Origin of the sequence: Streptomyces sp. NPDC002057 (assembly GCF_040296665.1) — a bacterium.
Taxonomy (GTDB): domain Bacteria; phylum Actinomycetota; class Actinomycetes; order Streptomycetales; family Streptomycetaceae; genus Streptomyces.
In genome coordinates this window covers 61,823-86,462 of sequence record NZ_JBEOXR010000029.1, presented here as the reverse complement: position 1 = coordinate 86,462, position 24,640 = coordinate 61,823, and the positions used below count along the sequence as shown (strand labels likewise).

Below are 24,640 nucleotides of genomic sequence, written 5' to 3'. Positions count from 1 at the left end.
TCATCGGGCCTCCACCCGGGTCGACGGGGCCCAGGGGGCACCGAGTTCGGAGAACAGCCTGAGTTCGTCGGCGCTGGTGTCCACCAGGGCGTCGATGCCGTCGACGACCCGGCGCGGCGCGCTCTCGCCGGGTTCGCTGTGCCAGTGCGCCGCGGGAATCCCCCGGGGGTCGGGAGCCGTCCGCACCGCCTCGACGACCCGCATGAACGCACCGGTCTCCGTCGGCGGCACCCGGAGCGGCTCGCCGTCCGTGACGTGCGCGACGAGGTTCTCCAGAAGGTCGGTACGGCCGTACACGGTCTCCACCGGGCCGTGCCCGGCACGCTGCACGAGCACCCGGTCCTGCCGGTACCAGAAGGTGATCCGGCCCCGGCTGCCGTGCACGATCACATACGGCTCCGAGGACGTCTCGGCGCACAGCGTCACCGCCACCGTGACCTGGACACCGGCGGAGGTCACCACCCGTACCCCCGAGGTGTCGTCGGACTCGATGGAGTGGGCGTGCGACAGCTCGGTCTCGATGTGCTCGACGTCCTCGGCACGGGTGGCGCCGGAGAGCGCGAGCGCCGTCGCGACGGCGTGGGCGAGGGGGTTGGTCAGCACCCCGTCGACGACGTCGACCCCGCCGAGCCGACGCCGGCCGGCCCAGGGCGCCCGCCGGAAGTACGCCTCGTCGCGGACCCAGGCCCCGGCTCCGCCGACGCCGAGGAGTTCACCGATCGCGCCCTCCCCGACCATCCGGCGGATCGCGGGCACCGCGTGCGAACCGAGGGACTGGAAGCCGATCTGGCAGGCCACCCCGGCCGCCTCGACGCCGTCGGCCATCCGGCGGAACTCCGCGAACGACGGGGCCGGCGGCTTCTCCAGGAGCAGGTGGGCACCGTGCCGGGCGGCGGCGAGGGCCATCTCGGTGTGGGTCTGGATGGGGGTGCTGAGCACGGCGATCCGGGCGCCGGTGGAGGAGAGGAGGGCGTCGAGGTCGGCGGACTGCTCCGGGTCCCCGAGGCCGTCGAGCTCGGCCGGATCGAGCGGGCGCAGCTCGCAGATCCCGGCGAGGCGGACGAGCCCCCGCTCTTCGAGCCGGCGGATGTTGAGGAGGTGGCTGCGGCCGTGGCCGCGGGCCCCGGCGAGGACGACGGGCAGCGGCGTACGGGCGGGGGCGACGGGTGGCGCGGCTGCGGTGCTCATCCCTTCACCGCCCCCGCGCTGAAGCCGGTGACCAGCCACTTCTGGATGAAGGCGAAGACGACCACGACGGGCACCGCGGCGATGACCCCGCCCGCGGCGAGCGCCCCGAGGTCGACGCTGTCGGCGCCCATGAGGGTGTTGAGGCCGACCGGGATCGTCTGCTTGTCCTGGCTGCTGAGGAACATCAGGGCGAAGAGGAAGTGGTTCCAGGCGTGCACGAAGGCGAAGGAGCCGACGGCGACCAGACCGGGCCGCAGGAGCGGCAGGACGACGATCCGGAAGGCGTGGAAGCGGTTGCAGCCGTCGACCCAGGCCGCCTCCTCCAGGGAGTACGGCACGTTCCTGATGAAGCCGCTGATGAGGATCATCGAGAGGGGGAGCTGGAAGACGGTCTCGGCGATGATCACGCTGCCCAGGGAGTTGATCATCCGCAGCTCGGCGAAGATCTGGAACAGCGGCACGAGGAGCAGGGCGCCCGGCACGAACTGGGAGCAGAGCAGGGCCAGCATGAAGCCCTTCTTGATCCGGAAGTCGAAGCGGGCGAGCGCGTAGCCGCCGGCCAGGGCGACGACGGTGGTCATCACCAGGACCGCGACCCCGATGAGCAGGCTGTTCTGGAAGAAGACGCCGAAGCTGCGCTCGTTCCACACCTTCTCGAAGTGCGCCGTCGTCATCGGCCAGGGCAGCAGCGAGGTGGAGCCGGCGGGACGCACCGCGAAGAGCAGGATCCAGTAGAAGGGGATGAGGGTGAAGAGGAGATAGATCCCCAGGGGCAGGTAGATCTGCCAGCGGGGCACCTCGTCCCAGGCCCTGCGCCGGGCGCGGGCGGGGGCGGGCGGGGTCCGGTCGGGGGGCTGCGCGGCCCGGGGCGGGGTCACGCCGGCCGGGGCCGGGCTCAGGGTGGACTCGGCTGTCACTTGCCGTCGCCTCCGAACTTGCTCAGGCGCAGATAGACCATCGAGCAGAAGAGAAGGATCACGAACGCCACCGTGGTGAGGGCGGAGGCGTATCCGAAGTTGTGGGCGTCGACGCTGGTGTGGGCGATGTACAGCGGCAGGGTGGTCGTCTCGCCCGCGGGGCCGCCGCCGGTCAGCGTGTACAGCAGGTCGACGTTGTTGAACTCCCAGACCGCCCGCAGCAGGGTGGAGAGGACGATCGCGTCCCGGATGTGGGGCAGGGTGATGTGGAGGAACTGGCGGACCCGGCCCGCCCCGTCGACCTCGGCCGCCTCGTACAGGTCCTTCGGTACGGACTGGAGGTCGGCCAGGATGAGGATGGCGAAGAAGGGCACCCCGCGCCAGAGGTCGGCGACGATCGCCGCCGGGAAGACGGTCGAGGTGTCGGAGAGCCAGGACGTGCCGTACGTGCCGAGGCCCAGGTCCGCCAGGTAACGGCTGATCCCGGTCTGGGAGTTGTAGAGCAGCACCCAGATCGCGGAGGTGAGCACGCCCGACACGGCCCACGGGGAGAAGACCAGGGCCCGGCCCAGGGCGCGGCCGACGAACGTCTGGTTCACGATGAGGGCGAGCGCGAGGCCGAAGAGGAGCTGGAGCGTCACCTCGACCACGACCCACTTGAGGCTGAAGGACAGCGTCCCCCAGAACTTCGGGTCGTCCGTGAAGATCCGGGTGAAGTTCTCCAGGCCCGCGAAGCCGTTCCGCCAGGGCTTCGTGGGGTTGTAGTGCTGGAGGCTGTAGGAGAAGACGCTGAGCACCGGGTAGGCGATGAAGCCGAGCATCAACAGGCCGGCGGGGGCGATCAGCAGGTACGGCAGTCGGCGGGGAGTGGCTCCCGTGCGGCGGCGCCCCCGTGCCGCGGCGGCTCGGGGTGGTGGGGTCACAGCTGAGGCCATGACGGCGGCTCCGTTCTCGGTGAAGCGCTTCGCGAACGTCGTTCGAGAATTCGGACAAGGCGTTGCGGTGGGGCGGGAGACGGGGGAGGGGCGTTCCCGGTGTACGGACTGCGGGACGTCGGCCCCCGTGCCCCCGGCGGGCCGTCAGCCCGCGTACGGATCGGGGGTGGCGCCCGGCCGGGCCAGGAACGCGAAGTCGCAGCCGGTGTCGGCCTGGGAGATCTGCTCCATGTACAGCGCGCCGTAGCCGCGCTCGAACCGGTTCGGCGGCGGTGTCCACGCGGCCCGCCGGACATCCAACTCCTCGTCCGTCACGTGCAGATGGAGCGAGCGCGCCGCGACGTCGAGCGTGATCGTGTCGCCCGTGCGGACGAGGGCGAGCGGCCCGCCGACATGGGACTCGGGCGCCACGTGCAGCACGCACGCCCCGTAACTCGTCCCGCTCATCCGGGCGTCGGAGATCCGCACCATGTCCCGGACCCCCTGCTCCAGGAGGTACCGGGGGATGGGCAGCATGCCGTACTCCGGCATCCCCGGACCGCCCTTGGGGCCCGCTCCACGCAGCACCAGCACGTGCTCGGGGGTGATGCCGAGCGCCGGATCGTCGATGATCCGCTGCATCGACCGGTAGTCGTCGAAGACGACCGCCGGACCGGTGTGCTTGAGCAGCCGGGGCTCCGCCGCGATGTGCTTGATGACGGCGCCGTCGGGGCAGAGGTTGCCGCGCAGCACCGCGACCCCGCCCTCGGCGGCCAGCGGCCGCGTCCGGTCGCGGATCACCTCCTCGTCGTGGACGAGGGCGCCGGCGAGCTGCTCCCGCAGGGTGGCGTGGGAGACCGTGGGCCGGTCCAGGTGCAGGACGTCGGTGAGCCGGGAGAGGAAGCCCGGCATCCCTCCGGCGAAGTGGAAGTCCTCCATCAGGAACCGTCCGCCCGGCCGCAGGTTCGCCAGGACCGGGACCGTCCGCGCGATCCGGTCGAAGTCGTCGAGCGACAGCTCCACCCCGGAGCGCCCGGCCATCGCGATCAGATGGATGACCGCGTTGGTCGAACCGCCGAGCGCGAGCACCGCGGCGACGGCGTCCTCGTACGCCTCCGGGGTCAGGATCTCCGACAGTCGCAGGTCCCGGCGTACGAGCTCCACGATCCGCAGCCCCGACGCCGCCGCCATCCGGTCGTGCCCCGAGTCCACCGCCGGCACCGAGGAGGCCCCCGGCACCGTCACGCCCAGGGTCTCGGCGGCGGCGGTCAGCGTGGACGCCGTCCCCATCGTCATGCAGTGGCCGGGGGACCGGGCGAGACCGCTCTCCAGCTCGGCCATCTCGCAGTCACCGATGAGCCCGGCCCGCTTCTCGTCCCAGTACTTCCACATGTCCGTACCGGAGCCGAGGACCTCGCCCCGCCAGTGGCCCGGCAGCATCGGACCCGCCGGAACGAACACGGTCGGCAGGTCGACCGAGGCCGCGCCCATGAGGAGCGCCGGGGTCGTCTTGTCGCAGCCGCCCATCAGCACCGCCCCGTCCACCGGGTACGAGCGCAGCAGCTCCTCCGTCTCCATGGCCAGGAGGTTGCGGTAGAGCATCGGGGTCGGCTTCTGGAAGGTCTCCGAGAGCGTGGAGACCGGGAATTCGAGCGGGAAGCCGCCGGCCTGCCACACGCCCCGCTTCACCGCCTGGGCGCGGTCCCGCAGATGGACGTGACAGGGGTTGATGTCGGACCAGGTGTTGAGGATCGCGATGACCGGCTTGCCGAGGTGCTCCTCGGGCAGATAGCCGAGCTGCCGGGTGCGGGCGCGGTGGCTGAACGAACGCAGCCCGTCCGTGCCGTACCACTGGTGGCTGCGCAGCTCCTCGGGGCGCTTCGGGGCGCCGCCGGGGTGGCCCGGACCGGCGGGCGCGCCGTCCGTCGCGGGCCACGCGGGGTGCGTCCCGGCCGGACGGGTGCCGCTCATACCGGCCACCCGGCGGCTATGGCGGCGACCTCGGCCCGCTCGGCATCGGGGAGTTCGCGGCTCGGCGGACGGACCGCGCGGCGGCAGAGGCCGAGGGAGGCGAGCGCCTCCTTGACCACGGTCACGTTGTCCGCGTTGCCGTTGGCCGCGCGCAGCTCCTCGAAGCGGCGGATCCGCTCCCAGACCTTCATCGCCGTCGGGTAGTCGCCTGCCCTCAGGGCGTCCCGCATCTCCAGGGAGAGCGCGGCGGAGACGTTGACCAGGCCGGAGGTGAACCCGGTGGCGCCGCTCGCGAAGTAGGCGGGGGCGTACGGCTCGGCGAGGCCCGCCACCCACACGAACCGGTCGAGGCCCGCGTCCCGGGCGAAGCCGGCGAACCGGGCCGCGTCGGGGACCGCGTACTTCACTCCGACGACGTTGGGGCAGGAGGCGCCGAGCTCGGCGAGGCGCTCGCCGCCCAGCAGCGGGTTGCGGATGTAGGGGACGACGCCGAGTTCCGGGACGGCCTCGGCGATGGCCCGGTGGTAGTCGACCCAGCCGCCCCCGGAGACGTACGGATGGACCGGCTGGTGGACCATCACCATGTGCGCGCCGGTGGCGCGGGCGTGCCGGGCGGCCTCGACGGCGGTCGGCACGTCGTGGCCGACGCCGACCAGGACCGCGGCCCGGTCGCCTGCCTCCTCGACGGTCACCTCGGTGAGGGAGCGGCGCTCCTCGGGGGTGAGGGCGTAGAACTCACCGGTGTTGCCGTTCGGGGTGAGGGTGCGGACCCCGCCGTCGAGCAGCCGGCGCAGCAGCGCGCGGTGGGTGGCGGTGTCCACGGAGCCGTCCTCGGCGAACGGGGTGACCGGGATGGCCACGACGTCCGCGAGCGCGGTCCTGAGGGTCTCGAACTCGATGGTCACGTGCTGCCCGCTCATTCGCTGTCCAGGGGTGAGTGGGGAAAGGCGCGCTCGACGAACGAGGCGATGTGGTCGTGCACGGCCCGGCCCGCCCCGTCGACGTCGCCGCAGGTGGCCAGCCGCAGGATCTCCTCGTGCTCCGCGGCCTCGCGCTCCCACGAGGGGACGGCGGCCCAGGCGACCGTGGAGACCAGCGCGGCCTGGTCGCGCACCTCGTCGAGCATCCGGCCGAGGAGCGGGTTGCCGCACGGAAGGTAGAGCGCGCGGTGGAAGTCCCGGTTGGCCAGGGAGCGTTCGGCCGGATCCTCGGCACCGGCGGCCCGGCGCAGCGCCTCGTGGGCCGCTTCGAGCGGAGCGCCGGAGGCGACCGCGCGGCGGACCGCCTCGGGCTCCAGGAGCAGCCGCACGTCGTACACGGCGCGGGCCATGTCCGCGTCGACCATCCGGACGGTGACGCCCTTGTACTGGCTCATCACCACGAGCCCGCTGCCCGCGAGGGTCTTGAGCGCCTCACGGACCGGGGTCTTCGACACCCCGAAGCGGGCGGCGAGTTCGGTCTCCACCAGGGCCTGGCCGGGTCTGAGCCCTCCGGTGAGGATGTCGTGCTTGATCGCTTCCAGGACGTACTGGGTGCGGGAGGGGATGGGACTGGGGGCGAAGGCCATGGCGCACTCTCAGATCTCATGTATCGCGTCTCATATATGACGTACGAAGTGCAACGGGCATGAAGTTAGGGGGGCGTTCGTGTTTCGTCAATGGTTCGCGCAAGCGCTTTCTCCCTTGCGTGCCAACGGGACGCGTGGATCAGGGGAGGGACGGCCCGTAGGGTCGGGTCCATGACGAACGATCCGACGGTTCGGGGTCCCGAACAGCGCAAGAAGGACGTCCTCGCCCGCCTCGCGGAGGAGGCGGACATCTGGGTGGCCTCGGCCGGAGGCGCGGACGCGCCCTACCTCGTGCCGCTGTCCTTCCACTGGGACGGCACCGACATCTGGCTCTGCACCCGGCTGACCAACCCCACCGGCCGCAACCTCAGTACCGGGGGACGGGCCCGGCTGGCGCTCGGGAACACCCGGGACGTCGTCCTGCTCGGCGGCGAGGTGACGACCCTCTCCGTCGGGGACGTACCGACGCGGGCCGTCGAAGGGTTCGCCGCGAAGTGCGGGTGGGACCCGCGCGGCTCGGGCCCCGCGTACGCCTGGTTCCGGGTCCGGCCCACCGAGGTGGAGGCCTGGAACGAGGAGCCCGAGATCGCCGGTCGCCACCTCATGCGGGACGGCGTCTGGGCGGTCTGAGGCGGGCGCCGCCCACTGGGGCCCGTCAGCCGCCGGTCACCAGGACGACTTCGAGCGTCCGGGGGCCGTGGACGCCTTCCACCCGGTCGAGTTCGATGTCGCTGGTCGCCGACGGACCGGAGATCCAGGTCAGGGGGCGGGTCGGGTCGAGACGGGGGAGCGCCAGCGGCACCGAGGCCACCACCTGCTCCGGGGCGTGGACGACGCAGACGTGCAGGTCGGGGACGAGGGTGAGGGCGCGGCGGCCCTGCCCCGGTCCGCCGTCGAGGACGAGGGTGCCGGTCTCGGCGATCGCGAGGGCGCAGCCCGTCACCACGGCGTCGATGCCGTCGAGTTCGTACGGGGTCAGCCGGGGCTCGTCGGCGCGCCGCTCGGCCCCGGTGGAGCCGAGCCAGCCGCCGGGCAGTCCGGGCGGTACGGCGACGCTGCGGGCGCCGCGCTCGGCCAGGATCCGGGCGATCAGCCCGGCCAGACCGTCCGGCGCGGTGCGGTGGACGTGGGCGCGGTACTCGGCGAGGTTCTCGTGCAGCAGGTCCAGGAGTCCGTCGGGGTCGTCCGTGCTGTGGCTCGTCCGGTAGGCGCGGACGACGTCCGGCGCCGGGGTCGCGGGTGGTCGCGGGGCGCCCGGTGCTCCCGGTGCTCTGGGGACGGCGGCGGGCATTCCCGGGGCGTCCTGCGCTCCCTGGGCATCTCGGCCGTCGGGGTCGTCCTGGTCGTTCCGGTCGTGCCGGTCGCCCTGGCTGCCCCGGTCGTCCTGGCCGAACTGGCTGTCCTGGCTGTTCCGGTCGTCCCGGTGGTTCCGGTCGTCTCGGCTGTTCCGGCTGTCGTGGTCCTCCCGGGTGTCCGCGATCGCGGCCCGGATCCGGGCGAGTACGCGCGTGCGTGAGCCGCCCGGGGCGTCGCCGGGGGAGTGGGTGGGGGAGGGGGCGGGAGAGTCGGCGGCGGAGTGGGTCACGTGCGGTTCCTCTTCCACCAGTCACGGAACGGTTCGGCGGGCAGTTCGGGCAGGTTCCGGTGCGCGGACCACTGGCGGGCGCCGGGTCCCGGCAGCCGTTTCGGGTGCAGCGCACGCGTGGCGGAGGCCAGGCGTTCGCCCGCCACCAGGGCGGTCGGGTGGTCGAGCACCCAGGAGGACGCCTTGATCGCGGCCCGTTCGAGCCGGTGCCCGCTGCCTCCCTCCCCGGCCACCTTCTCGCGCAGGTGCACCAGCACCTCGGGGATGTCGATGGCCACCGGGCACACCTCGTAACAGGCGCCGCAGAGGGAGGAGGCGTACGGCAGGGAGGCGTCGACCTCGCTCGCCGTGCCCCGCAGCTGGGGCGTGAGGATCGCGCCGATCGGCCCGGGGTAGACGGAGCCGTACGCGTGCCCGCCGGCCCGCTCGTACACCGGGCAGACGTTGAGACAGGCGGAGCAGCGGATGCAGCGCAGTGCCTGGCGGCCGACCTCGTCGGCGAGGGCGTCCGTACGCCCGTTGTCGAGCAGCACCAGGTGGAAACGGGACGGCCCGTCGTCGTCGCTCGTGCCGGTCCACATGCTCGTGTACGGGTTCATCCGCTCGGCCGTCGAGGAGCGGGGCAGCGTCTGGAGGAACACCTCCAGGTCCCGCCAGGTCGGCACCACCTTCTCGATGCCGACGACGGAGATGAGGGTCTCGGGCAGGGTCAGGCACATGCGGCCGTTGCCCTCGGACTCGACGACGACGAGGGTGCCGGTCTCGGCGACCATGAAGTTCGCCCCGGAGATCCCGACCTTGGCCCGCAGGAACTTCTCCCGCAGGTGCAGCCGGGCGGCCTCGGCGAGCTCGGCCGGGGTGTCGCTCAGCCCCTCGGGTGCCGGCCGTCCCCAACTCCCCATCCGATCGCGGAAGATGTCGCGGATCTCGGCCCGGTTGCGGTGGATCGCCGGGACCAGGATGTGTGAGGGGCGGTCGTCGCCGAGCTGCACGATCAGCTCCGCGAGATCCGTCTCGTACGCGGCGATGCCCTCGGCCTCCAGGTGCTCGTTCAGTCCGATCTCCTGGGTCGCCATCGACTTGACCTTGACCACCTCCGTCTCGCCGGTGGCCCTCACGAGGCCGGTGACGATCCGGTTGGCCTCGGCCGCGTCGGCGGCCCAGTGCACGGTGCCGCCCGCCGCCGTGACCGCCGTCTCCAACTCCACCAGAAAGCTGTCCAGGTGACGGAGCGTCCGGTCCTTGATCTCCTTCCCGGCCTGCCGCAGTTCCGCCCAGTCGTCGAGTTCGGCGACCGCGCGCGCCCGCTTGTCCCGGATGGTGTGGGTCGCGTGCCGCAGGTTGGCGCGGAGCGTCGGGTCCCCGACGGCCGCCCGCGCCGCTGTCGGGAAGGCCGGCATGCCGACGAACGTTCCGCTCACGACCAGGGCTCCTCTTCGGTGCTCGCCAGGATGTCCGCCAGGTGCACCGCGCGCAGCGGCGAGCCCTGGCGGCTCAGCATGCCGCCCACGTGCAGCAGGCAGGAGTTGTCCGCACCGCACAGGACCTCCGCGCCGGTGGAGAGCGCGTGCGCGATCTTGTCCGCGCCCATCGCCGCCGACACGTCCGGGTTCTTCACCGCGAACGTTCCGCCGAAGCCGCAGCACTCCTCGGCGCCCGGCAGCTCCAGGAGTTCCAGACCCTTCACCGCCTCCAGGAGCCGCCGAGGCCGCTCCCCGAGCCCGAGGAGGCGAAGTCCGTGGCAGGACGGGTGGTACGTCACCCGGTGCGGGAAGTACGCGCCCACGTCCGTCACGCCCAGCACGTCCACCAGGAACTCGGTCAGCTCGTACACGCGGGGGCCCAGGCCCGCCGCCTCCGCGCCGAACGAGGCGTAGTGGTGGCGGACCATGGCCGCGCAGGAACCCGAGGGGGTGACGACGTACGCGTACCCCTCGAACGCCCGCACGGTGCGGCGCACGAGCGGTGCGGTCTCCTCGCGGTACCCGGTGTTGAACTGCGGCTGCCCGCAACAGGTCTGCGCGGCGGGGAAGTCGACCTCCACGCCGAGCCGTTCGAGGACCCGGACGGTGGCCACGCCCGTCGCGGGGAAGACGGCGTCGTTGACACAGGTGACGAAGAGGGCGACACGCATCACGGTTCCTCGGGGACGGGGCGGCGGTGTCCAGTGTCGCAGGACCGACGTGCCCAGGACGGGCCGACCGGCCGACGAGCCGACCCACCGGCGGCCGACCGGCAGGCGGATCGACCCACCGGAGGGCGACCGGCCGGCGGATCGACCCGCCGGCGGGCCGATCCGCCGACGCGACGGGTCGTCCGCGCCGGGCCCCCTCAGCGGACCCCGAGCAGGTGCTCCAGGGCCAGTTGGTCGAGGTGCTCGAAGGCCATGGAGCGCGCCGCCGCCGCGTCCGGATCGAAGGCCTCGTACGCCGTCGGGTCGGCGAGCAGCGCCGCGAGGCCGTCGGCGGCGGTGGGGACCGCGAGTTCGGGCAGTCGGGAGGCGGCGAGGGCCGCCGTCACGTCCGGGTCGGCGCGGAAGGCCGCAGCGCGCTCCTTGAGGATCAGGTAGTTGCGCATGCAGTTCCTCGCGGACTCCCACACCCCGTCCGCGCCGTCCGTGCGCACCGGCTTGAAGTCGAAGTGGCGCGGGCCCTGGTACCCGGCCGTCTCCAACAGGTCCACCAGCCAGAACGCCTGGCGCAGGTCGCCCGCCCCGAAACGGAAGTCCTGGTCGTACTTGATGCCGGACTGGCCGTTCAGGTCGATGTGGAAGAGCTTGCCCGCCCACAGCGCCTGCGCGATGCCGTGCGGGAAGTTGAGGCCGGCCATCTGCTCGTGGCCCGTCTCGGGGTTGACGCCCACGAGCTCGGGGCGCTCCAGGCGCTCGATGAAGGCGAGGGCGTGCCCGATGGTGGGGAGCAGGATGTCGCCGCGCGGCTCGTTCGGTTTGGGCTCGATGGCGAAGCGCAGGTCGTAGCCCTGCTCGGTGACGTACTGGCCGAGGAGGTCGAAGGCCTCCTTCATCCGGTCCAGCGCGACCCGTACGTCCTTCGCGGCTCCCGACTCGGCTCCCTCACGGCCGCCCCAGGCCACGTAGACGGTGGCGCCGAGTTCGACGGCCAGGTCGATGTTGCGGAGGGTCTTGCGCAGCGCGAAGCGGCGGACGTCCCGGTCGTTGGCGGTGAAGGCGCCGTCCTTGAAGACGGGGTGGGTGAAGAGGTTCGTGGTGGCCATCGGCACCGCGAGACCGGTGCGGTCCAGGGCGGACCGGAAGCGCTTGACGATCGCGTCGCGCTCGGTGTCCGGGGCGCCGAAGGGGATGAGGTCGTCGTCGTGGAAGGTGACGCCGTACGCGCCGAGGGCGGCGAGCCGCTCCACCGCCTCGACGGGGTCCAGGGCCGGGCGGGTGGCCTCGCCGAAGGGGTCGCGGCCCTGCCAGCCGACGGTCCACAGGCCGAAGGTGAAACGGTCGTCGGGGGTGGGGGAGAAGAGCTCCGGCATGGTGTGTCCTTCTCGGGTACGGGGGTGCCGAGCGGCGCCCAGGTCTGGCCGCCGTATTTGTTTTCTGAGATAACTAATACGCGACGGGGTACCGGGACGCCAGACCCGACGGCGAATCCGCGACACGCTCCACCGGCGCGCCCCGCAGGCGACCAAGGAACAGGGAAGAGGTGAGGGCGTGCCCACCAGCCGCTCCGTCGTGATCGGCGTGGACAGCTCCACGCAGTCCACCAAGGCCGTGGCCGTCGACGCCGACACCGGCGAACTCCTCGCCCTCGGACGCGCGCCGCACACCGTCACCGGCACGTCCGGCGCGCGCGAGAGCGACCCCGGGGAGTGGTGGACCGCCCTCGTCGCGGCGGTCCGGGCGGCGGTACGCGACGCGGGTGTGCCGCCCGGCTCCGTCACCGGCATCGCGGTCGCCGGACAACAGCACGGCCTCGTCACCCTCGGCGCCGACGGCCACCCCCTGCGCCCCGCGCTGCTCTGGAACGACACCCGCTCCGCCCCCCAGGCCGCCGCCCTCGCCACCCGTCTCGGCGGCCCCGGGGCCTGGCCGGCCCGGACCGGATCGCTCCCCGTCGCCTCGATGACCGCCGCCAAGTGGCAGTGGCTGCGGGAGCACGAACCACGGCACGCGGCGGCCGCCGCCGGGGTCCGCCTCCCGCACGACCACCTCACCGAGCGCCTCGCCGGAGTGGCCGTCACCGACCCCGGAGACGCCTCGGGCACCTGCTGGTACGGGACCGCCGACGGCGCCTACGACCCCGAGGTCCTCGACCTCATCGGCCTCGACCCGGCCCTGCTGCCCGCCGTCGCTCCCGGCGGCGCCACCCGCGTCGGCACCCTCACCGCGGCCGCCGCCGAGGCCCTCGGACTGCCCCGTACGGTCGTCGTCGCCGCCGGAACGGGCGACAACATGGCCGCCGCCGTCGGTCTCGGCCTCGGCGGCGGGGGGCTCCTGGACCACCCGGTCGTCAGCCTCGGCACCTCCGGCACCGTCTTCGCCGCGACCCGCGCCCGCCCCGCCGACCCCGAACTCGCCGGCTTCGCCGCCACCGACGGCACGCGCCTGCCGCTCGGCTGCACCCTCAACTGCACCCAGGCCGTGGACCGGTTCGCCACGCTCCTCGGCCTGGACCGGGAGGACGCGGTCCCGGGCGGCGGAGCCGTCGTCCTGCCCTACCTCGACGGCGAACGCACCCCCGACCTGCCGCACGCCTCGGGCCTCGTCACCGGCCTCCGGCACGACACGGACCCCCGGGCGGTCCTCGGCGCCGCCTACGAGGGCGCGGCCTTCACCGTGCTGCGCGCCCTCGACCGGGTCCTCGCCGCCTGCGGCCTCGACCCGGCCGCGCCGGACGTACGGGACCGGCCGCTGCGCCTCATCGGAGGCGGCGCGCGCGGCCGGGCCTGGACCGACACCGTCCGCAGGCTCTCCGGCCGTCCGCTGCTCCTCCCCGCCGCCGACGAACTCGTCGCGCTGGGCGCGGCGGCCCTCGCGGCGGGGGCGGCGACGGGCGCCGACCCGGTGGCCCTGGCGACGGCCTGGGGTACGGGGGCGGGCGAGGCCCTGCCCCCGGTCGGCCGCGACGACGAGACCTGGGACCGCGTCGCCGGCGTCCTGTCCGCCGCGACACCGGCGCTGCTGGGCGGCCCCGCCCGGTCGTGAGGGGTGTCCCTCGGGGTGAGGTGCGGCCCCGTCCGGTCGTCGAGGGGCTCCCCGCGACCGGACCGGTCACCGCCCCGGCGTCAGCGGCCGTCGAAGAGGTGGGCCAGGCGCGTGGGGGCGAGGCGGATCTCGTCGAACTCGACGCGGCAGCCCTCCCCGACGGGTGACTGCACCTCGATGCCCACCCGTACGGCACCGGGCCCGTCCAGGGCGAACTGCCGTACCAGGCGCCAGAGACCGCCGTCGTCCGAGACGTGGAAGGCGAACCCCTCCCCGGTCCGGCTGACGCGCAGCCACAGCGCGTCCCCCGCGGCCGGGCCCCCGACCGCGTCGTCGGAACGGCCGCGGGTCACGACCGAGAAGACGCCGGGAACCCCGTCGGGAGCCTGCTCGAAGTTCAGCTTGGCCCAGTGGTCGTCGTCGTACCGGACGATGAGGGCCCCGGCGTCCCAGGCCGCCCGGAAGCCGACGCGGAGCCGGGCCGAGAACTGCCAGTCGCCGTCCGGCGGGACGGTCAGGGCCACGGCGGCGTCACGTCGCGCCGCCCCGCTGAACGGATCCGTGAAGATGTCCGTTCGCGGGGCGGCCGTGACGGTCAGGACGCCTGCGGAGAGGGCCCACGCCTCGGGGGCGGTGACCCAGTCGAGGCCGAGCGGAAGCGGGATGTCGACGGTCATGGCGCCATGGTCGCGAGCCGGCCGCGGGCGCGCGAGGGATTCCTCCGAGGATCCACGCCCGCCGGGACGAAAGTCCAAGCCGACGCGGCCGCCCGGGGCGGAGCGGCAGTGCCACCGGCCGACCTCTCACCGGCCGACCCGTCACCGGCGGACCCGCCAGTGGCTCAGGGTCAGGCCCCCGCCGCGCGCTGCCCCGCCGTGACGCTCCGCTGGTGCACCCGCAGGTGCAGGGTCGCCAGGTCCAGGAGCGGGGTCGGTACGCCGAGGGCGCGCGCCCGGGCGGTCAGGTCGCCGAAGAGGTGCTCGACCTCGGTGGGGCGGCCCGTCGTGAGGTCCCGGTAGAGGGACGGCACCATGGGCGAACCGGACGCGGACACGACGGCCAGCGTCGCCGCCCGCTCCGCCTCCGTCACGGGGTGGCCCGCCGCGGCGGCCACCGCGGCGGCCTCGTCGAGCACCGCCGGGCCGAGGGCGGGGCCGCCCGGTGCGTCGTACACCTCGCCGACCGTGCCGCGCATCAGGCTCGTCACGGCGCCGAACGTGGTGATGAACACCCACTTGTGCCACATCGCCGTCATCACGTCCGCCGGCACGGGCGCGTCGATGCCCGCCCCTTCGAGGACCCCCCGGATCCTCTCGACGCGCGCGGAGACCGTGCCGTCCTGCTCGCCGAAGGCCAGATGGGCCAGCGGGGCGAGCCGCCGGATGTCCCCCGTGTCGTCGAGGGTGGTGACCACCTTGGCCACGCCGCCGAGGACGGCCGAGGCCCCGAAGCGGGCGTTGAGGGCGTCGATGTGGGCGAGACCGTTGAGGAGCGGGACGACGGCCGTGTGCGGGCCGACGGCCGGGGCTATGTCCTCGATCGCCCTGTCCAGGCCGGTGGACTTCACCGAGAGCAGGACCAGGTCGTACGGGGTGTCGAGCGCGTCGGCCGTGACGAGGCGGGGCGTCAGGACCCACTCCTCGTCCCGGCCCACGACCCGCAGTCCGCGTGCGCGCAGCGCCGCCGCGCGCACCGGGCGGACCAGGAAGGTCACGTCCTGCCCGGCGCGGGCGAGGAAGGCACCGAAGTAGCCACCGGTGGCACCGGCGCCGACGACCAGGATCTTCATCGTTGTGAACCTCTCGTGGAGCGCCCCGAGGGCGCGGTGGTGAGGAGGGGGGTGAGCAGCCGGTGCGGCCGGGCGAGCGCCGCCGTCACCGGGTCGTCGTCCGGGGACGCGGGGGCGAGCCCCGGGCGGGGGACGACCAGGACGTCCGCGACGGGCACGGCCGCGCCGCAGTCCGTACAGCGTCCGTCCGGGGTCAGGGGGGCCTCGTCCCCGGCGTGCAGGAAGGCACGGCGCGGGCCGCCCTCCGCCGCGTGGAACTCCTCGCCCCAGGCGGTGAGCGCGCGGACGGCCGGCCAGAGGGCGACGCCCTTGGGCGTGAGCGCGTACACCTCGCGGCGCCCCGTGCCCGGCTCGGGGCGGCGCTCCAGGACCCCCGCCCCGGTGAGCGTCGCGAGCCGGTCGCTGAGGACGGCCCGGGGAACGCCCAGGTGCGCGGCGAACTCCCCGAACCTGCGGACCCCGTAGAAGGCGTCGCGCAGGATCAGCAGCGTCCAGCGCTCTCCGACGATCTCCATCGAACGGGCGAGGGCGCAGGTCTGGCCGCGGTAGTCGCGCGGAAGCGTCATGGCCGGACCCTAGCGCAGAAGAGTTCGGTGACTGAACCGATGGAGGGGTGAACGGAGCCGTGCCCGGGCCGTGGAGAGCGGTCCTCGGCCACGCGAAAGGGGACGACTAGGCTCTTGCTCACCATGAACCAGCCCACGGAACCCAAGGCCGACAAGTCGGGTGTGCGCCGGCACAACCTGAGCCTCGTCCTGCGGACCGTCCACGACGCGGGAGAGACCACGCGGGCCGCGGTCGCCGCCCGCGTCGGCCTCACCCGGCCCGCCGTCTCCTCCCTCGTGGAGCAACTCCTCGACCTGGGCTTCCTCGTCGAGTCGGGCAAGACGTTCAGCGGGCAGGCGGGACGGCCGGGCACCGTCCTGAAACCCGCCGACACCGGACCTGCCGGGCTCGGCGTCGAGATCAACGTCGACTACGTGACCGTCCGCGTCGTCGACCTCACCGGCGCCGACCGCGTCCGGCGCACCGAACGCCTCGACAACCGCACCGCGGGCGCCCCCGAGGTCCTGGCCCGGGCCGCCCGGATCGCCGCCGGCGCCCTCGACGAGGCCGCCGAGCGGCACCTCGCCCCGGCGGGAGCGGGACTCGCCCTGCCGGGCCTCGTCTCCGGCGGAACCGTCCGGCAGGCCCCCAACCTCGGCTGGCACGAGGTCCCCGCCGAGCGTCTCTTCGGCGAAGCCCTGACCACCCTGCGCCCCGCCATCGAGGGCCTCGCCCTCACCTCGGACAACGAGGCCAACATGGCCGCCCTCGCGGAACTGTGGTCCGGCACGCTCGGCGACGTCCGCACCTTCCTGCACCTGACGGGGGAGATCGGCGTCGGCGGCGCGATCGTGGTCCACGGCGAACTCCTGCGCGGCGCCCACGGCTTCGCCGGAGAGATCGGCCACCTGGTCGTCGACGCCGAAGGGCCCCGGTGCCGTTGCGGCTCGCGCGGCTGTCTGGAGCAGTACGCGGGACAGGCGGCCCTCCTGAGGTCGGCGGGGGCGACCGACGTCCCCGCCCTGGCGCACCGCGCCGGCGCGGGGGACCGGGGCGCCCTCGCCGCGCTCGCCGACGCGGGCCGGATGCTCGGGCGCGCCCTGTCGGGAGCCGTCAACCTGCTCGACCCCGAGGCGATCGTCCTCGGAGGCATCTACCCCCAGCTGATGCCGTGGCTCCGACCGGCCCTCGCGGAGGAGCTCTCCGCGCGGGTCGTCTCCGGCCTCTGGACCCCGGACGCGGGCCGCCTGCGCCCCGCCTCCACGGCCACCGACGCCTCCCGCGGCGCGGCCGCCCTGGTCCTCCACGACGTCCTGGCCGACCCACTGACGTACGCCACGGCCGCCGGGGTCTGAAGTCGGGTCGGCCTCGTAGGCCACGGCCGCCGGGGTCTGACGGCGGGACGGCTGCGTACGTCACGGCGGGTGAGGTCGCCGGTGACCAGCACGTCCTGTCCGTCCGGCCGTTCGAAGGCGTCCCGTGCCGGCTTGAAGAACACCCCGGTGGCGTCGAGCAACGCCGTCACCGGTCCCCTCCGCGGCATCCCGCTGCTCTGCGACATGACGCCGGCCCTGCCATCCCGGACGCCCGCCCGCCCAGTGGATCGCCGCTCTCATCCCGCTCTCACGCGGGCCTTATCCCGTCATCACACGCCGCCCCTACCTTCACGCCCATGTTCTTCACCTACCTCCGGCGCGAACTGCGCCGTCGCAGAAGGGCGGCGCTCGTCGTCGCCTCCGGGCTCGCGCTCGGGATCGCGCTCGTCATCGTCGTCAACTCCGTCTCCTCCGGCATGAGTCAGGCCCAGGGCAAGGTCCTGGAGTCCCTCTACGGTCTCGGCACGGACCTGACGGTGACCAAGGCGCAGGAGCGGCCCGAGGACGGCGCGCGGCCACAGCGTCCCCGGTTCGAGTTCCAGGGCAAGGAGGACGGCGAGGAGCAGAGCAGCGACCGGCTGATGGTCCAGGGGTTCCAGACCCTCGCGGACACCACCGTCGCCACGGTCGCCGGGCAGCCGGGTGTCGACCGGGCGGTGGGCGGACTCAGCCTCGTCAACCTGAAGATCGACGGCGAGTTCCAGCGCGGCCGCATCGAGCGCGGCGAGCCCCAGCCGGAGCGACCGGGTGGCGAGAACGGCGGGGGCGACGGCGGCGGCTCCGGGCCGGGTGACACCGTCACCGGCGGCGGCGCGGCCTTCGACGTCGACTCCTTCACCCTCTACGGCACCGACGTCACCGCGCCCGACCTCGGCCCCCTCACCACCTCCACCGTCTCCCGGGGCCGTACCTTCAAGACCACCGAGACCGATGCGAACGTCGCGGTCGTCGACAGCGCCTACGCCCAGCAGCAGGGACTCGCCGTCGGTGGTGAACTGACCATCAAGGGCGTGAAGTTCGAGATCGTCGGCATCGCCACCGCCGACCGCGGCCAGTCCGCCGCGCAGGTCTACCTTCCGCTGAAGCGGGCGCAGACGCTCTCCGCCTCCGCCGCCAAGATCACCACGATCTACGTGAAGGCGGCCGACTCGACGCGGATCGACGCGGTCAAGACGGCCATCCAGAAGAACGTCGCCGGCACCACCGTCACCACCTCGGCCGACCTCGCCCAGACGGTCTCCGGCTCGCTCGACACCGCGGCCGACCTTGCCGCGAACGTCGGCAGGTGGCTCTCGTACGCCGTGCTGCTCGCCGCCGTCCTCGTGGCGGGGCTCCTCACCTCCTCCGCCGTCACCCGCCGGGTCCGCGAGTTCGGCACGCTCAAGGCGCTCGGCTGGAAGAGCGGCCGGGTCACCCGCCAGGTGGTCGGCGAGGCCCTCGTCAACGGAGTCATCGGCGGCGCCCTCGGCATCGCGATCGGCCTCGCCGGGGCGTATGCCGTGACCGCCGTCAGCCCGACGCTGACCGCCGAACTCGGTGCGGTCGGCGGTGGGTTCGGCGGAGGCGGACGCGGCGGCATGGCCTTCGGCGGCGGCCCCGGCGCCACGGCCGCGGGCCGGACGGTCGACATCGCCCTCACCGCCCCGGTCAGCGTCACCACCGTGGGTCTCGCCGTCCTCCTCGCCCTCGGCGGCGGACTCGTCGCGGGCGCGTTCGGCGCCTGGCGCGCCTCGCGGCTCCGCCCCGCCGACGCCCTGCGCCGCGTCGAGTAGCCGCCCGAACCCACCCACGTTGCACAGGAGTCGCACCATGTACGAACTCATCGGCGTCACCAAGCAGTACCGGCGGGGGCAGAAGAAGGTCGACGCGCTCGCCGGGGTCGACCTCACCCTCGCCCAGGGCGACCGGCTGGTCATCCAGGGCCCCACGGGCGGCGGCAAGTCGACCCTCCTCCAGATGCTCGGAGGGCTCGACCGCCCCACCTCCGGACAGGTCCTGCTCGACGGGACCGACCTCGCCGCGCTCTCCGAGCGCAGACTGACGGCCGTACGCGGCCAGAACATCGGCTTCGTCTTCCAGAGTTTCAACCTCATCCCCACGCTCACCGCGCAGGAGAACGTGGAGACCGCGCTCGTCCCGCTCGGCGTCCGCCCCGCCGAGCGCCGGAGCCGGGCCGCCGAGGCGCTGGACTCCGTCGGTCTCGGCGAGCGCCTCGGCCACCTGCCCTCCGAGCTCTCCGGCGGCCAGCAGCAGCGCGTGGCGATCGCCCGCGCGTTGGTGAAGCGGCCCAAGGTGCTGCTCGCCGACGAACCCACCGGAAACCTCGACGAGTCGATGCGCGACGAGATCGTCGACCTGCTCGAAGGGCTCTGGAAGGAGCACGGTCTGACCTTCGTCATGGTCACCCACGACAGCGCGATCGCCCGCCGGGCGCCGCGCCTGGCCACGATCCGCAAGGGCCGGATCACGGTCAGGGAGAACCTCCCGACGGCCTCACCGGCCCCGGTCGAGGCCTGAGAGGGGCCCCGTGCGGGGCCTGAGCGAGGCCCGTGCGGGCCTGAGTGGGGCGTGAGTGGGGGCTTCGCTGCCCGAGCGGCGCCTAGACGCGTACGCCGTGGGCCCGAAGGTAGGCCAGCGGGTCGACGTCCGAGCCGAAGTACGGCGTGGTCCGCACCTCGAAGTGCAGGTGCGGACCGGTCACCCGCCCGGTCGCCCCGGAGCGCGCGATCCGCTGTCCGGCCGACACGCTCTGCCCGGGGGACACCTCGATGCGGGAGAGGTGCGCGTACTGGGTGTGGCGGCCGTCGGGATGACGGATCACCACCTCGTAGCCGTACGAGCGGCCGTACCCGGCGGTCACCACCCGCCCGGGTCCGACCGAGCGGACCGCCGTGCCCGTCGGCACCGCGAAGTCCTGCCCCGTGTGGTAGCCCTTCGACCAGGCACCGGTCTGCCCGTAGTACCCGGTGAAGACGTACGAGGAGACCGGCGCCGTCCAGCCCCGGGAGGAGCCGGACGGCGGCGCCGTCGGCCCGGAAGGCGCGGAAGGCGCGGAAGGCCGGGACGGCTTGGACGTGTTCGAGGGCTTGGACGGCTTGGACGGCTTGGATGGTCCGCCCGGTCCGCCCGGTCCGCCCGGTCCGCTCGGGCGGTTCGGCCGCCTCGGTTCGTTCGGCTCGGACGGGTCGCCGGGCGGGCCCGTCCGCTGCCGGTACTTGCACGCGTGGCCCGTCCAGTACCAGTGGCCACCGGACTCGTACCAGTACACGTGGTCCCGGGCGTCCCAGCCCTGCCGCCCCCGGAAGACCGGTTCGCCCCTGTTCGCGGGGGTGGCGGACGCCGCGCGGCGGCGCTCGTACACCGTCGCGTGGCTGGTCCAGCGCCACTCACCGGCCTCGTTCCGGAACCAGTACTTCGAGCCGTCCCACCCCGCGTGCGCCGGGGCCGGTTCGGCGGCCGCCGTGCCCGTTCCCGCGCCGGCCAGGGCGAACGCGCCGACGGTCGCGACGACCGCGCGGCGCACCCCGTGCAGGGCGGGCGCCGTCCGCGTGCCGTCCGTGCCCGGGCGGCGGGCGGCGTCGGCGCAGCCCGCGCAGCCGCACTCCACGGGCGTCTCATCGGTGAACTCGGGGGTGTCCACGATCCTCCTCACTTCTGACCCGGGTCGGCGGGGCCGCCGCTCCGGGTGTAGAAGGCCACGGTCAAGTCCTTGACCAGGGCCTGGCGTTCGAAGTCGTCGAGCTCGACGAGTCCTCGCGTGGTCAGCCGGGTCACGGTGTCGTCCACGGCGTCGATCACGCCGGTGAGGACCGAGTCCCGGTGCTTCGCGTCCAGGACGGCGATCTGCCGCCGTCGCATGGCGGCGGCGACCTCGGGGGCGTACTCGATCCTGGTCGGCTGCGCGGAGAACACGGCGACGCCGACCGGTCGGCACTCGGCCGCGAGCAGGCGGGTGAGCGCCTCCCCCACCGCCTCGGCGTCCCGCAGGGTCGGCGCGTCGCCCCGGAAGGCGTCGGCGGGGAGCTGCGAGAGGACCCGGGCGGTCGCCGCCTCCACCTGCTCGCGCAGATAGCCGAGATGGTCGTCGACCGAGAGCAGGGCGCGAGCGGTGTCCCGCACCGACCACACGATCAGGACGACCACGCGCAGCGCCGAGCCCTCGGCGTCGACGACGGCGATCGGCTCGCTGCGCCAGTGCCTCAGCCGTACGTCGATCCGGCGGCGCAGGACGAAGGGGCTGATCCAGACGAGACCGGTGCGGCGCACGCTGCCCCGGTAGCGGCCGAAGAGCGAGAGCACCCAGGCGGAGCCGGTCCGTCCACGGGTCAGCCCGCCGAAGGAGACGACGGCGACGACGACACAGCCGGCGAGCGCCGCCCACTGCCAGGGCGAGAGGTCGGCGTCGCGGAGCGGCCTGGCACGCCACAGCGTCGTCGACGCTCCGGTGAGCGCGGTCAGCCCGGTCAGGACGGCGACCCAGCCGGGCAGGGCGGGGCCGGGGCGCTCCGCGAGGTCGGGGTCGGCGGGCGGGGGACGGCGGGGGAGCGGAGCGGGGCTCCCGGCGGCGCGGTCGGGTGCTCGCCCGGCCTCCCGGTCGGCGGCGGCGGTCGGGGTCCGTGTCGACCGGGCGGCACCCGACCGGAAGAGGTCGTCCATGGGTATGCCGTCGCTGTGCCGCCGGACACGGACGGGCAGGGGCCGCTTCTGTTCCTCGATCGTCATGAGGCCCTTCCGGCCGTTCGGCCGCCCGGCGGTTCCCGAGGTGACGGCGCGTCGGATGATCTTCAGGCACCATCGTCACAGGGGGTATGTCCGGAATGCCGCGACGAACGTCCCGAATGCCGAGGACTTAGGTCCCTCGGCCAAGGCTTCACCGAAAGTCGTTGTCAGTGGCTGCCCCTACCGTTTCCACCATGACGACGACCTACCTGGAGCTGTCGCAGGACGACGGCGCTGCCCACAAGTTCTACGAAGTGACCGTCGACGACCTCACGGTGTCGGTCCGTTACGGCCGGATCGGCGCGGCGGGCCAGACGCAGCGTTCCACGTTCCCGACGCAGGCGAAGGCCCAGGCCGCCGCGGCGAAGAAGATAGGGGAGAAGGTCCGCAAGGGATACGCCCCGGCCGTGCGGGGACAGCGGGCCGCCCGCGCCGTGACGCGCCGCGCGGTGACCTCCGTGCCCTCCACGGCACGCGCCGTCGCCCCCGTGCTCTGGCGCTTCCGGACCGGTTCGGCGGCCTTCGGCATCCACGTCGACGAGGAGCGCTGCTGGGTCGGCAACCAGGCGGGGGACGTCTTCACGCTCGACCGCTCCGGCGAGGTGCAGGCCCGGTTCAGCCTGCCGGAGGGCGTCAAGTGCCTGGTCGCCGACGACTTCTGGATCTACGCGGGCTGTGACGACGGCAAGGTGTACGACCTGTCGTCCAAGCTGCCGTTCGCCGCCTACGACATCGCCACCGACGTCGACATCTTCTGGCTCGACATCCACGAGGGCGTCCTGCACGTCGCCGACCGTTCGGGCCGGCTCACCGTCATCGACCACGAGGACGAGCACCAGTGGGCGCGCGGCGGGCAGGGCGAGCACGCCTGGATGGTCCGCGCCGACGGTGACGCCGTCTACTACGGGGACACGCGGGGCGTCGCCGCCCACGCGCCGGACGGCGGCGGGGAGCTGTGGCACACGGCCACCGAGGGCGGGGTCCTCTTCGGCTGGCAGGAGGACACCGCCGTCTACGCGGGCACGGCGCGGAAGAAGGTCCAGCGGCTCGCGAAGAAGGACGGACGCGTCGAGGCGGTCTACGCCTGCGACAGCCCGGTGTACTCCTGCGCCACCTCGCCCGGCGGCCGGTTCGTCTTCGCCGCCGACTCGGCCTCCTCCGTCTACTGCTTCGCGGAGGACGGCACCCGGCTGTGGAAGCTCGGCACGGGGGGCGGCTCGGCGCTCTCCATGCAGTACCGCGACGAGCGCCTCTACCTGGTGACCACGGACGGCTCGCTGGTGTGCGTGGACGCGAGCGAGTCGGCGATCGAGGCTGCCCAGGAGGGCACGGTCCCGGTCGCCCGGGACATCAAGCTCGCCGCGGCCCTGCCGGTGTACGAACCGGCGACCACCGTCACCGCCGTGACCTCGGTCAGTGACGCTCCCGCCGGCTCGGTGGTCGTGGAGTGTGTCAACGAGTCGGGCAGGACCCGGGTGCGGGTCATCTCGCAGGGCTACGACTCCGCGTGGAACGTCCAGTTCCCGCGCGCGATCAGGGAGCCCGGCGCGCGGTACGTGGTGGACGCCCTGCACGCCGCGGCGGGCGGCTTCTACCGGGTCCGCGGAGACATCCGGCGGCTGCTGTGACCGGCGGACCCGGAGGCGGCGCCGGAAGCGGCGGACCCGGAGGCGGTGGTCTCGGAGGCGGCCGGTCCGCGGGCGGCGGCACCTTCGAGGCGGCCACCGGCGACGGCCCGGCGGTGGCCGCGGCCGAGGTGGAGCAGCGCTCGCGGGACGTGCGGTCGGCGCTCGACGGGCTGCTCCAGATCAGACGGCTGACCCTCCACCAGGGCGGGGGCGACCCGAAGGCCGTGCCGGCCGAGTGGGAGCGCCGGCAGCCGGTCCGGGCGGTGGCGCTCGCCCTGGAGTCAGGCGGGCTCACGCCCTCGTCGGTGGACGCCTCCGGCACGCGGATCACCACCGGCTACCGGGTCCGGGCCGGGGACCGGCCCGGGACGACCGTGGTGGAGTGGCTGGGCCCACCGGGTTCGGGCGCCGCCCAGGAGGAGACGGCGGCCCTCGGCGCCTGCGTGCCGGCCCTGGCGCGGCTCGGCTGGGAGGCCCTGCTCTACAAGGGGCCGCGCGGACGTCGCTTCCTGGAGGTGGAGCCCTTGACGAGCTGAATCCAGGCTTCGGTCGTCAGAGGCTCCGTCGTCAGGCCTCTGCCGTCAGGCCCCTGTCGTGAGGGTTCGGTCGTCAGGGTTCGGTCGTCAGGCGATCGAGGCGGAGACGATCGCCGAAACCGCGATGTTGCAGGAGGCGGTCACCCAGACCGCCGGGTGCGGCTCGGGATCGACCAGGGTGGCGCCGAGCTTGCCCGGCGTGACCAGGTCCACGACGAGGAAGGCCACGGCCATCATCGCCAGGCCCAGGAGCCCGAACGCGGCCGTGGAGACCAGGCCCTTGCCGAAGTTCTCGTACGTCGTCCAGATCGAGGTGAAGACGATGCCGCCTATGCCCAGGAGCGCGGAGCTCAGCAGGATCGCGGCGTTGCGGTTGCGGTCCTCCCAGATCTGCCGCCCGAGCTTTCCGGGGGTCAGCAGGTCCACGAGCACGATGCCGAGGATCAGCAGGACCACGCCGAGGGCGCCGTAGGCGCCGGCGCGGCCGAGGCCGTTGACGATGTCGCTCATGGTGTGCCGGTCTCCGGAGGGCTCGCGATCGCGGGGGATCGGTGGTCAAGGACCGGCAAAATGTAGCGCACGCGTCAAACGAGCCCGCCGCCCGCCCGGAAATCGGGCGGACGGCAGGAGAAGTGGCGGAGCCCCGACGGACGTCCGACCCCAGGGCCTCCCCCGCCACCGGGGTCCTGTCGTCACCTTGCCGTCTGCCCCGCGACGCCTGGCACGCGCTC

Annotated in this window: 23 protein-coding genes; 7 read left to right on the top strand and 16 right to left on the bottom strand. The window is 73.7% G+C overall.

Translation table 11 applies throughout. From position 1 onward, the window contains the following. The 6 genes from ABT129_RS22520 to ABT129_RS22495 form a co-directional block, all read right to left on the bottom strand. Nucleotides 1-1,188, bottom strand: a complete 1,188-nt coding sequence (locus ABT129_RS22520) for a Gfo/Idh/MocA family protein (RefSeq protein WP_351904326.1) — start codon at nt 1,186-1,188, stop codon at nt 1-3. Then, nucleotides 1,185-2,066 carry a carbohydrate ABC transporter permease gene (locus ABT129_RS22515; RefSeq protein ID WP_351904368.1) on the bottom strand — a complete coding sequence of 294 codons (882 nt, stop codon included), beginning with the start codon at nt 2,064-2,066 and terminating at the stop codon, nt 1,185-1,187. The genes ABT129_RS22520 and ABT129_RS22515 overlap by 4 nt, the downstream gene beginning before the upstream one ends. A gap of 35 nt (nt 2,067-2,101) precedes the next feature. Next, nucleotides 2,102-3,040: a carbohydrate ABC transporter permease gene (locus ABT129_RS22510; RefSeq protein ID WP_351904323.1), complete on the bottom strand. Its 939-nt coding sequence runs from the start codon at nt 3,038-3,040 to the stop codon at nt 2,102-2,104. 144 nt (nt 3,041-3,184) lie between these two features. Then, the gene (gene araD, locus ABT129_RS22505) at nt 3,185-4,990 is read right to left on the bottom strand and encodes an L-arabinonate dehydratase (RefSeq protein ID WP_351904320.1); all 1,806 of its coding nucleotides are present in this window, start codon (nt 4,988-4,990) and stop codon (nt 3,185-3,187) included. Beyond that, the gene (locus tag ABT129_RS22500) at nt 4,987-5,895 is read right to left on the bottom strand and encodes a dihydrodipicolinate synthase family protein (RefSeq protein WP_351904317.1); all 909 of its coding nucleotides are present in this window, start codon (nt 5,893-5,895) and stop codon (nt 4,987-4,989) included. The genes araD and ABT129_RS22500 overlap by 4 nt, the downstream gene beginning before the upstream one ends. A gap of 11 nt (nt 5,896-5,906) precedes the next feature. Beyond that, nucleotides 5,907-6,557 (bottom strand): GntR family transcriptional regulator, encoded by a 651-nt coding sequence (locus ABT129_RS22495; protein WP_351904314.1) that lies wholly within the window; start codon nt 6,555-6,557, stop codon nt 5,907-5,909. Between the two features lie 171 nt (nt 6,558-6,728). Between ABT129_RS22495 and ABT129_RS22490 the strand changes: the two genes are divergently transcribed. Beyond that, the gene (locus tag ABT129_RS22490) at nt 6,729-7,187 is read left to right on the top strand and encodes a pyridoxamine 5'-phosphate oxidase family protein (protein ID WP_351904311.1); all 459 of its coding nucleotides are present in this window, start codon (nt 6,729-6,731) and stop codon (nt 7,185-7,187) included. A 25-nt stretch (nt 7,188-7,212) separates the two neighbouring features. On the opposite strand, the gene ABT129_RS22485 is transcribed toward ABT129_RS22490, so the two are convergent. The 4 genes from ABT129_RS22485 to xylA form a co-directional block, all read right to left on the bottom strand. Further along, complete coding sequence (locus tag ABT129_RS22485) at nt 7,213-7,848, bottom strand: LutC/YkgG family protein (RefSeq protein WP_351904365.1); 636 nt, start codon at nt 7,846-7,848, stop codon at nt 7,213-7,215. Between the two features lie 290 nt (nt 7,849-8,138). Continuing rightward, on the bottom strand, nt 8,139-9,563 hold the full coding sequence (locus tag ABT129_RS22480) for a lactate utilization protein B (RefSeq protein ID WP_351904308.1): 1,425 nt from the start codon (nt 9,561-9,563) through the stop codon (nt 8,139-8,141). Next, nucleotides 9,560-10,276: a (Fe-S)-binding protein gene (locus tag ABT129_RS22475; protein ID WP_351904305.1), complete on the bottom strand. Its 717-nt coding sequence runs from the start codon at nt 10,274-10,276 to the stop codon at nt 9,560-9,562. Before ABT129_RS22475 ends, ABT129_RS22480 begins: the two co-directional genes overlap by 4 nt. A 197-nt stretch (nt 10,277-10,473) precedes the next feature. Beyond that, nucleotides 10,474-11,643, bottom strand: a complete 1,170-nt coding sequence (gene xylA, locus ABT129_RS22470; protein WP_351904302.1) for a xylose isomerase — start codon at nt 11,641-11,643, stop codon at nt 10,474-10,476. Between the two features lie 178 nt (nt 11,644-11,821). On the opposite strand from xylA, the gene xylB reads away from it, so the two are divergent. After that, nucleotides 11,822-13,315: a xylulokinase gene (xylB, locus tag ABT129_RS22465; RefSeq protein ID WP_351904299.1), complete on the top strand. Its 1,494-nt coding sequence runs from the start codon at nt 11,822-11,824 to the stop codon at nt 13,313-13,315. Between the two features lie 80 nt (nt 13,316-13,395). Here the strand turns inward: xylB and ABT129_RS22460 are convergent, their stop codons facing one another. The 3 genes from ABT129_RS22460 to ABT129_RS22450 all read right to left on the bottom strand — a co-directional run bounded on the left by ABT129_RS22460 (nt 13,396) and on the right by ABT129_RS22450 (nt 15,670). Beyond that, on the bottom strand, nt 13,396-13,992 hold the full coding sequence (locus ABT129_RS22460) for a DUF1349 domain-containing protein (protein ID WP_351904296.1): 597 nt from the start codon (nt 13,990-13,992) through the stop codon (nt 13,396-13,398). A gap of 170 nt (nt 13,993-14,162) precedes the next feature. Then, complete coding sequence (locus ABT129_RS22455) at nt 14,163-15,104, bottom strand: ketopantoate reductase family protein (RefSeq protein ID WP_351904294.1); 942 nt, start codon at nt 15,102-15,104, stop codon at nt 14,163-14,165. Beyond that, nucleotides 15,101-15,670 carry a winged helix-turn-helix transcriptional regulator gene (locus ABT129_RS22450; protein ID WP_351904291.1) on the bottom strand — a complete coding sequence of 190 codons (570 nt, stop codon included), beginning with the start codon at nt 15,668-15,670 and terminating at the stop codon, nt 15,101-15,103. The genes ABT129_RS22455 and ABT129_RS22450 overlap by 4 nt, the downstream gene beginning before the upstream one ends. A gap of 123 nt (nt 15,671-15,793) precedes the next feature. Here ABT129_RS22450 and ABT129_RS22445 point away from each other — a divergent pair, with 123 nt between their 5' ends. The 3 genes from ABT129_RS22445 (at nt 15,794) to ABT129_RS22435 (ending at nt 19,543) form a co-directional block, all read left to right on the top strand. Next, entirely contained in the window at nt 15,794-17,005 is a 1,212-nt protein-coding gene (locus ABT129_RS22445) for an ROK family protein (protein ID WP_351904289.1), read from the top strand. 317 nt (nt 17,006-17,322) lie between these two features. Then, on the top strand, nt 17,323-18,798 hold the full coding sequence (locus tag ABT129_RS22440) for an ABC transporter permease (protein ID WP_351904286.1): 1,476 nt from the start codon (nt 17,323-17,325) through the stop codon (nt 18,796-18,798). Nucleotides 18,799-18,835: 37 nt separating this feature from the next. Beyond that, entirely contained in the window at nt 18,836-19,543 is a 708-nt protein-coding gene (locus tag ABT129_RS22435) for an ABC transporter ATP-binding protein (RefSeq protein WP_351904284.1), read from the top strand. 82 nt (nt 19,544-19,625) lie between these two features. Here the strand turns inward: ABT129_RS22435 and ABT129_RS22430 are convergent, their stop codons facing one another. Both ABT129_RS22430 and ABT129_RS22425 read right to left on the bottom strand, forming a co-directional pair. Next, nucleotides 19,626-20,666 carry a M23 family metallopeptidase gene (locus ABT129_RS22430; RefSeq protein WP_351904281.1) on the bottom strand — a complete coding sequence of 347 codons (1,041 nt, stop codon included), beginning with the start codon at nt 20,664-20,666 and terminating at the stop codon, nt 19,626-19,628. 8 nt (nt 20,667-20,674) lie between these two features. Further along, on the bottom strand, nt 20,675-21,748 hold the full coding sequence (locus tag ABT129_RS22425) for an SPFH domain-containing protein (RefSeq protein ID WP_351904278.1): 1,074 nt from the start codon (nt 21,746-21,748) through the stop codon (nt 20,675-20,677). A gap of 191 nt (nt 21,749-21,939) precedes the next feature. On the opposite strand from ABT129_RS22425, the gene ABT129_RS22420 reads away from it, so the two are divergent. Both ABT129_RS22420 and ABT129_RS22415 read left to right on the top strand, forming a co-directional pair. After that, on the top strand, nt 21,940-23,373 hold the full coding sequence (locus ABT129_RS22420; protein WP_351904275.1) for a WGR domain-containing protein: 1,434 nt from the start codon (nt 21,940-21,942) through the stop codon (nt 23,371-23,373). Continuing rightward, nucleotides 23,370-23,909, top strand: coding sequence for a hypothetical protein (locus ABT129_RS22415; protein ID WP_351904272.1), 540 nt, complete (start codon nt 23,370-23,372; stop codon nt 23,907-23,909). Before ABT129_RS22420 ends, ABT129_RS22415 begins: the two co-directional genes overlap by 4 nt. A gap of 87 nt (nt 23,910-23,996) precedes the next feature. On the opposite strand, the gene ABT129_RS22410 is transcribed toward ABT129_RS22415, so the two are convergent. Next, nucleotides 23,997-24,419 (bottom strand): DUF350 domain-containing protein, encoded by a 423-nt coding sequence (locus tag ABT129_RS22410; protein WP_351904269.1) that lies wholly within the window; start codon nt 24,417-24,419, stop codon nt 23,997-23,999. Nucleotides 24,420-24,640: the final 221 nt, after the last annotated feature.

Bases quoted from the DNA above. Each gene is read 5' to 3' on its own strand.
- ABT129_RS22475 (WP_351904305.1), bottom strand. From the start codon at position 10,276: ATGCGTGTCGCCCTCTTCGTCACCTGTGTCAACGACGCCGTCTTCCCC.
- ABT129_RS22450 (WP_351904291.1), bottom strand. From the start codon at position 15,670: ATGACGCTTCCGCGCGACTACCGCGGCCAGACCTGCGCCCTCGCCCGT.
- xylA (WP_351904302.1), bottom strand. From the start codon at position 11,643: ATGCCGGAGCTCTTCTCCCCCACCCCCGACGACCGTTTCACCTTCGGC.
- ABT129_RS22510 (WP_351904323.1), bottom strand. From the start codon at position 3,040: ATGGCCTCAGCTGTGACCCCACCACCCCGAGCCGCCGCGGCACGGGGG.
- ABT129_RS22485 (WP_351904365.1), bottom strand. From the start codon at position 7,848: ATGCCCGCCGCCGTCCCCAGAGCACCGGGAGCACCGGGCGCCCCGCGA.
- ABT129_RS22440 (WP_351904286.1), top strand. From the start codon at position 17,323: ATGTTCTTCACCTACCTCCGGCGCGAACTGCGCCGTCGCAGAAGGGCG.
- ABT129_RS22425 (WP_351904278.1), bottom strand. From the start codon at position 21,748: ATGACGATCGAGGAACAGAAGCGGCCCCTGCCCGTCCGTGTCCGGCGG.
- ABT129_RS22410 (WP_351904269.1), bottom strand. From the start codon at position 24,419: ATGAGCGACATCGTCAACGGCCTCGGCCGCGCCGGCGCCTACGGCGCC.
- ABT129_RS22495 (WP_351904314.1), bottom strand. From the start codon at position 6,557: ATGGCCTTCGCCCCCAGTCCCATCCCCTCCCGCACCCAGTACGTCCTG.
- ABT129_RS22420 (WP_351904275.1), top strand. From the start codon at position 21,940: ATGACGACGACCTACCTGGAGCTGTCGCAGGACGACGGCGCTGCCCAC.
- ABT129_RS22490 (WP_351904311.1), top strand. From the start codon at position 6,729: ATGACGAACGATCCGACGGTTCGGGGTCCCGAACAGCGCAAGAAGGAC.
- ABT129_RS22455 (WP_351904294.1), bottom strand. From the start codon at position 15,104: ATGAAGATCCTGGTCGTCGGCGCCGGTGCCACCGGTGGCTACTTCGGT.
- ABT129_RS22435 (WP_351904284.1), top strand. From the start codon at position 18,836: ATGTACGAACTCATCGGCGTCACCAAGCAGTACCGGCGGGGGCAGAAG.
- ABT129_RS22520 (WP_351904326.1), bottom strand. From the start codon at position 1,188: ATGAGCACCGCAGCCGCGCCACCCGTCGCCCCCGCCCGTACGCCGCTG.
- araD (WP_351904320.1), bottom strand. From the start codon at position 4,990: ATGAGCGGCACCCGTCCGGCCGGGACGCACCCCGCGTGGCCCGCGACG.
- ABT129_RS22445 (WP_351904289.1), top strand. From the start codon at position 15,794: ATGAACCAGCCCACGGAACCCAAGGCCGACAAGTCGGGTGTGCGCCGG.
- ABT129_RS22460 (WP_351904296.1), bottom strand. From the start codon at position 13,992: ATGACCGTCGACATCCCGCTTCCGCTCGGCCTCGACTGGGTCACCGCC.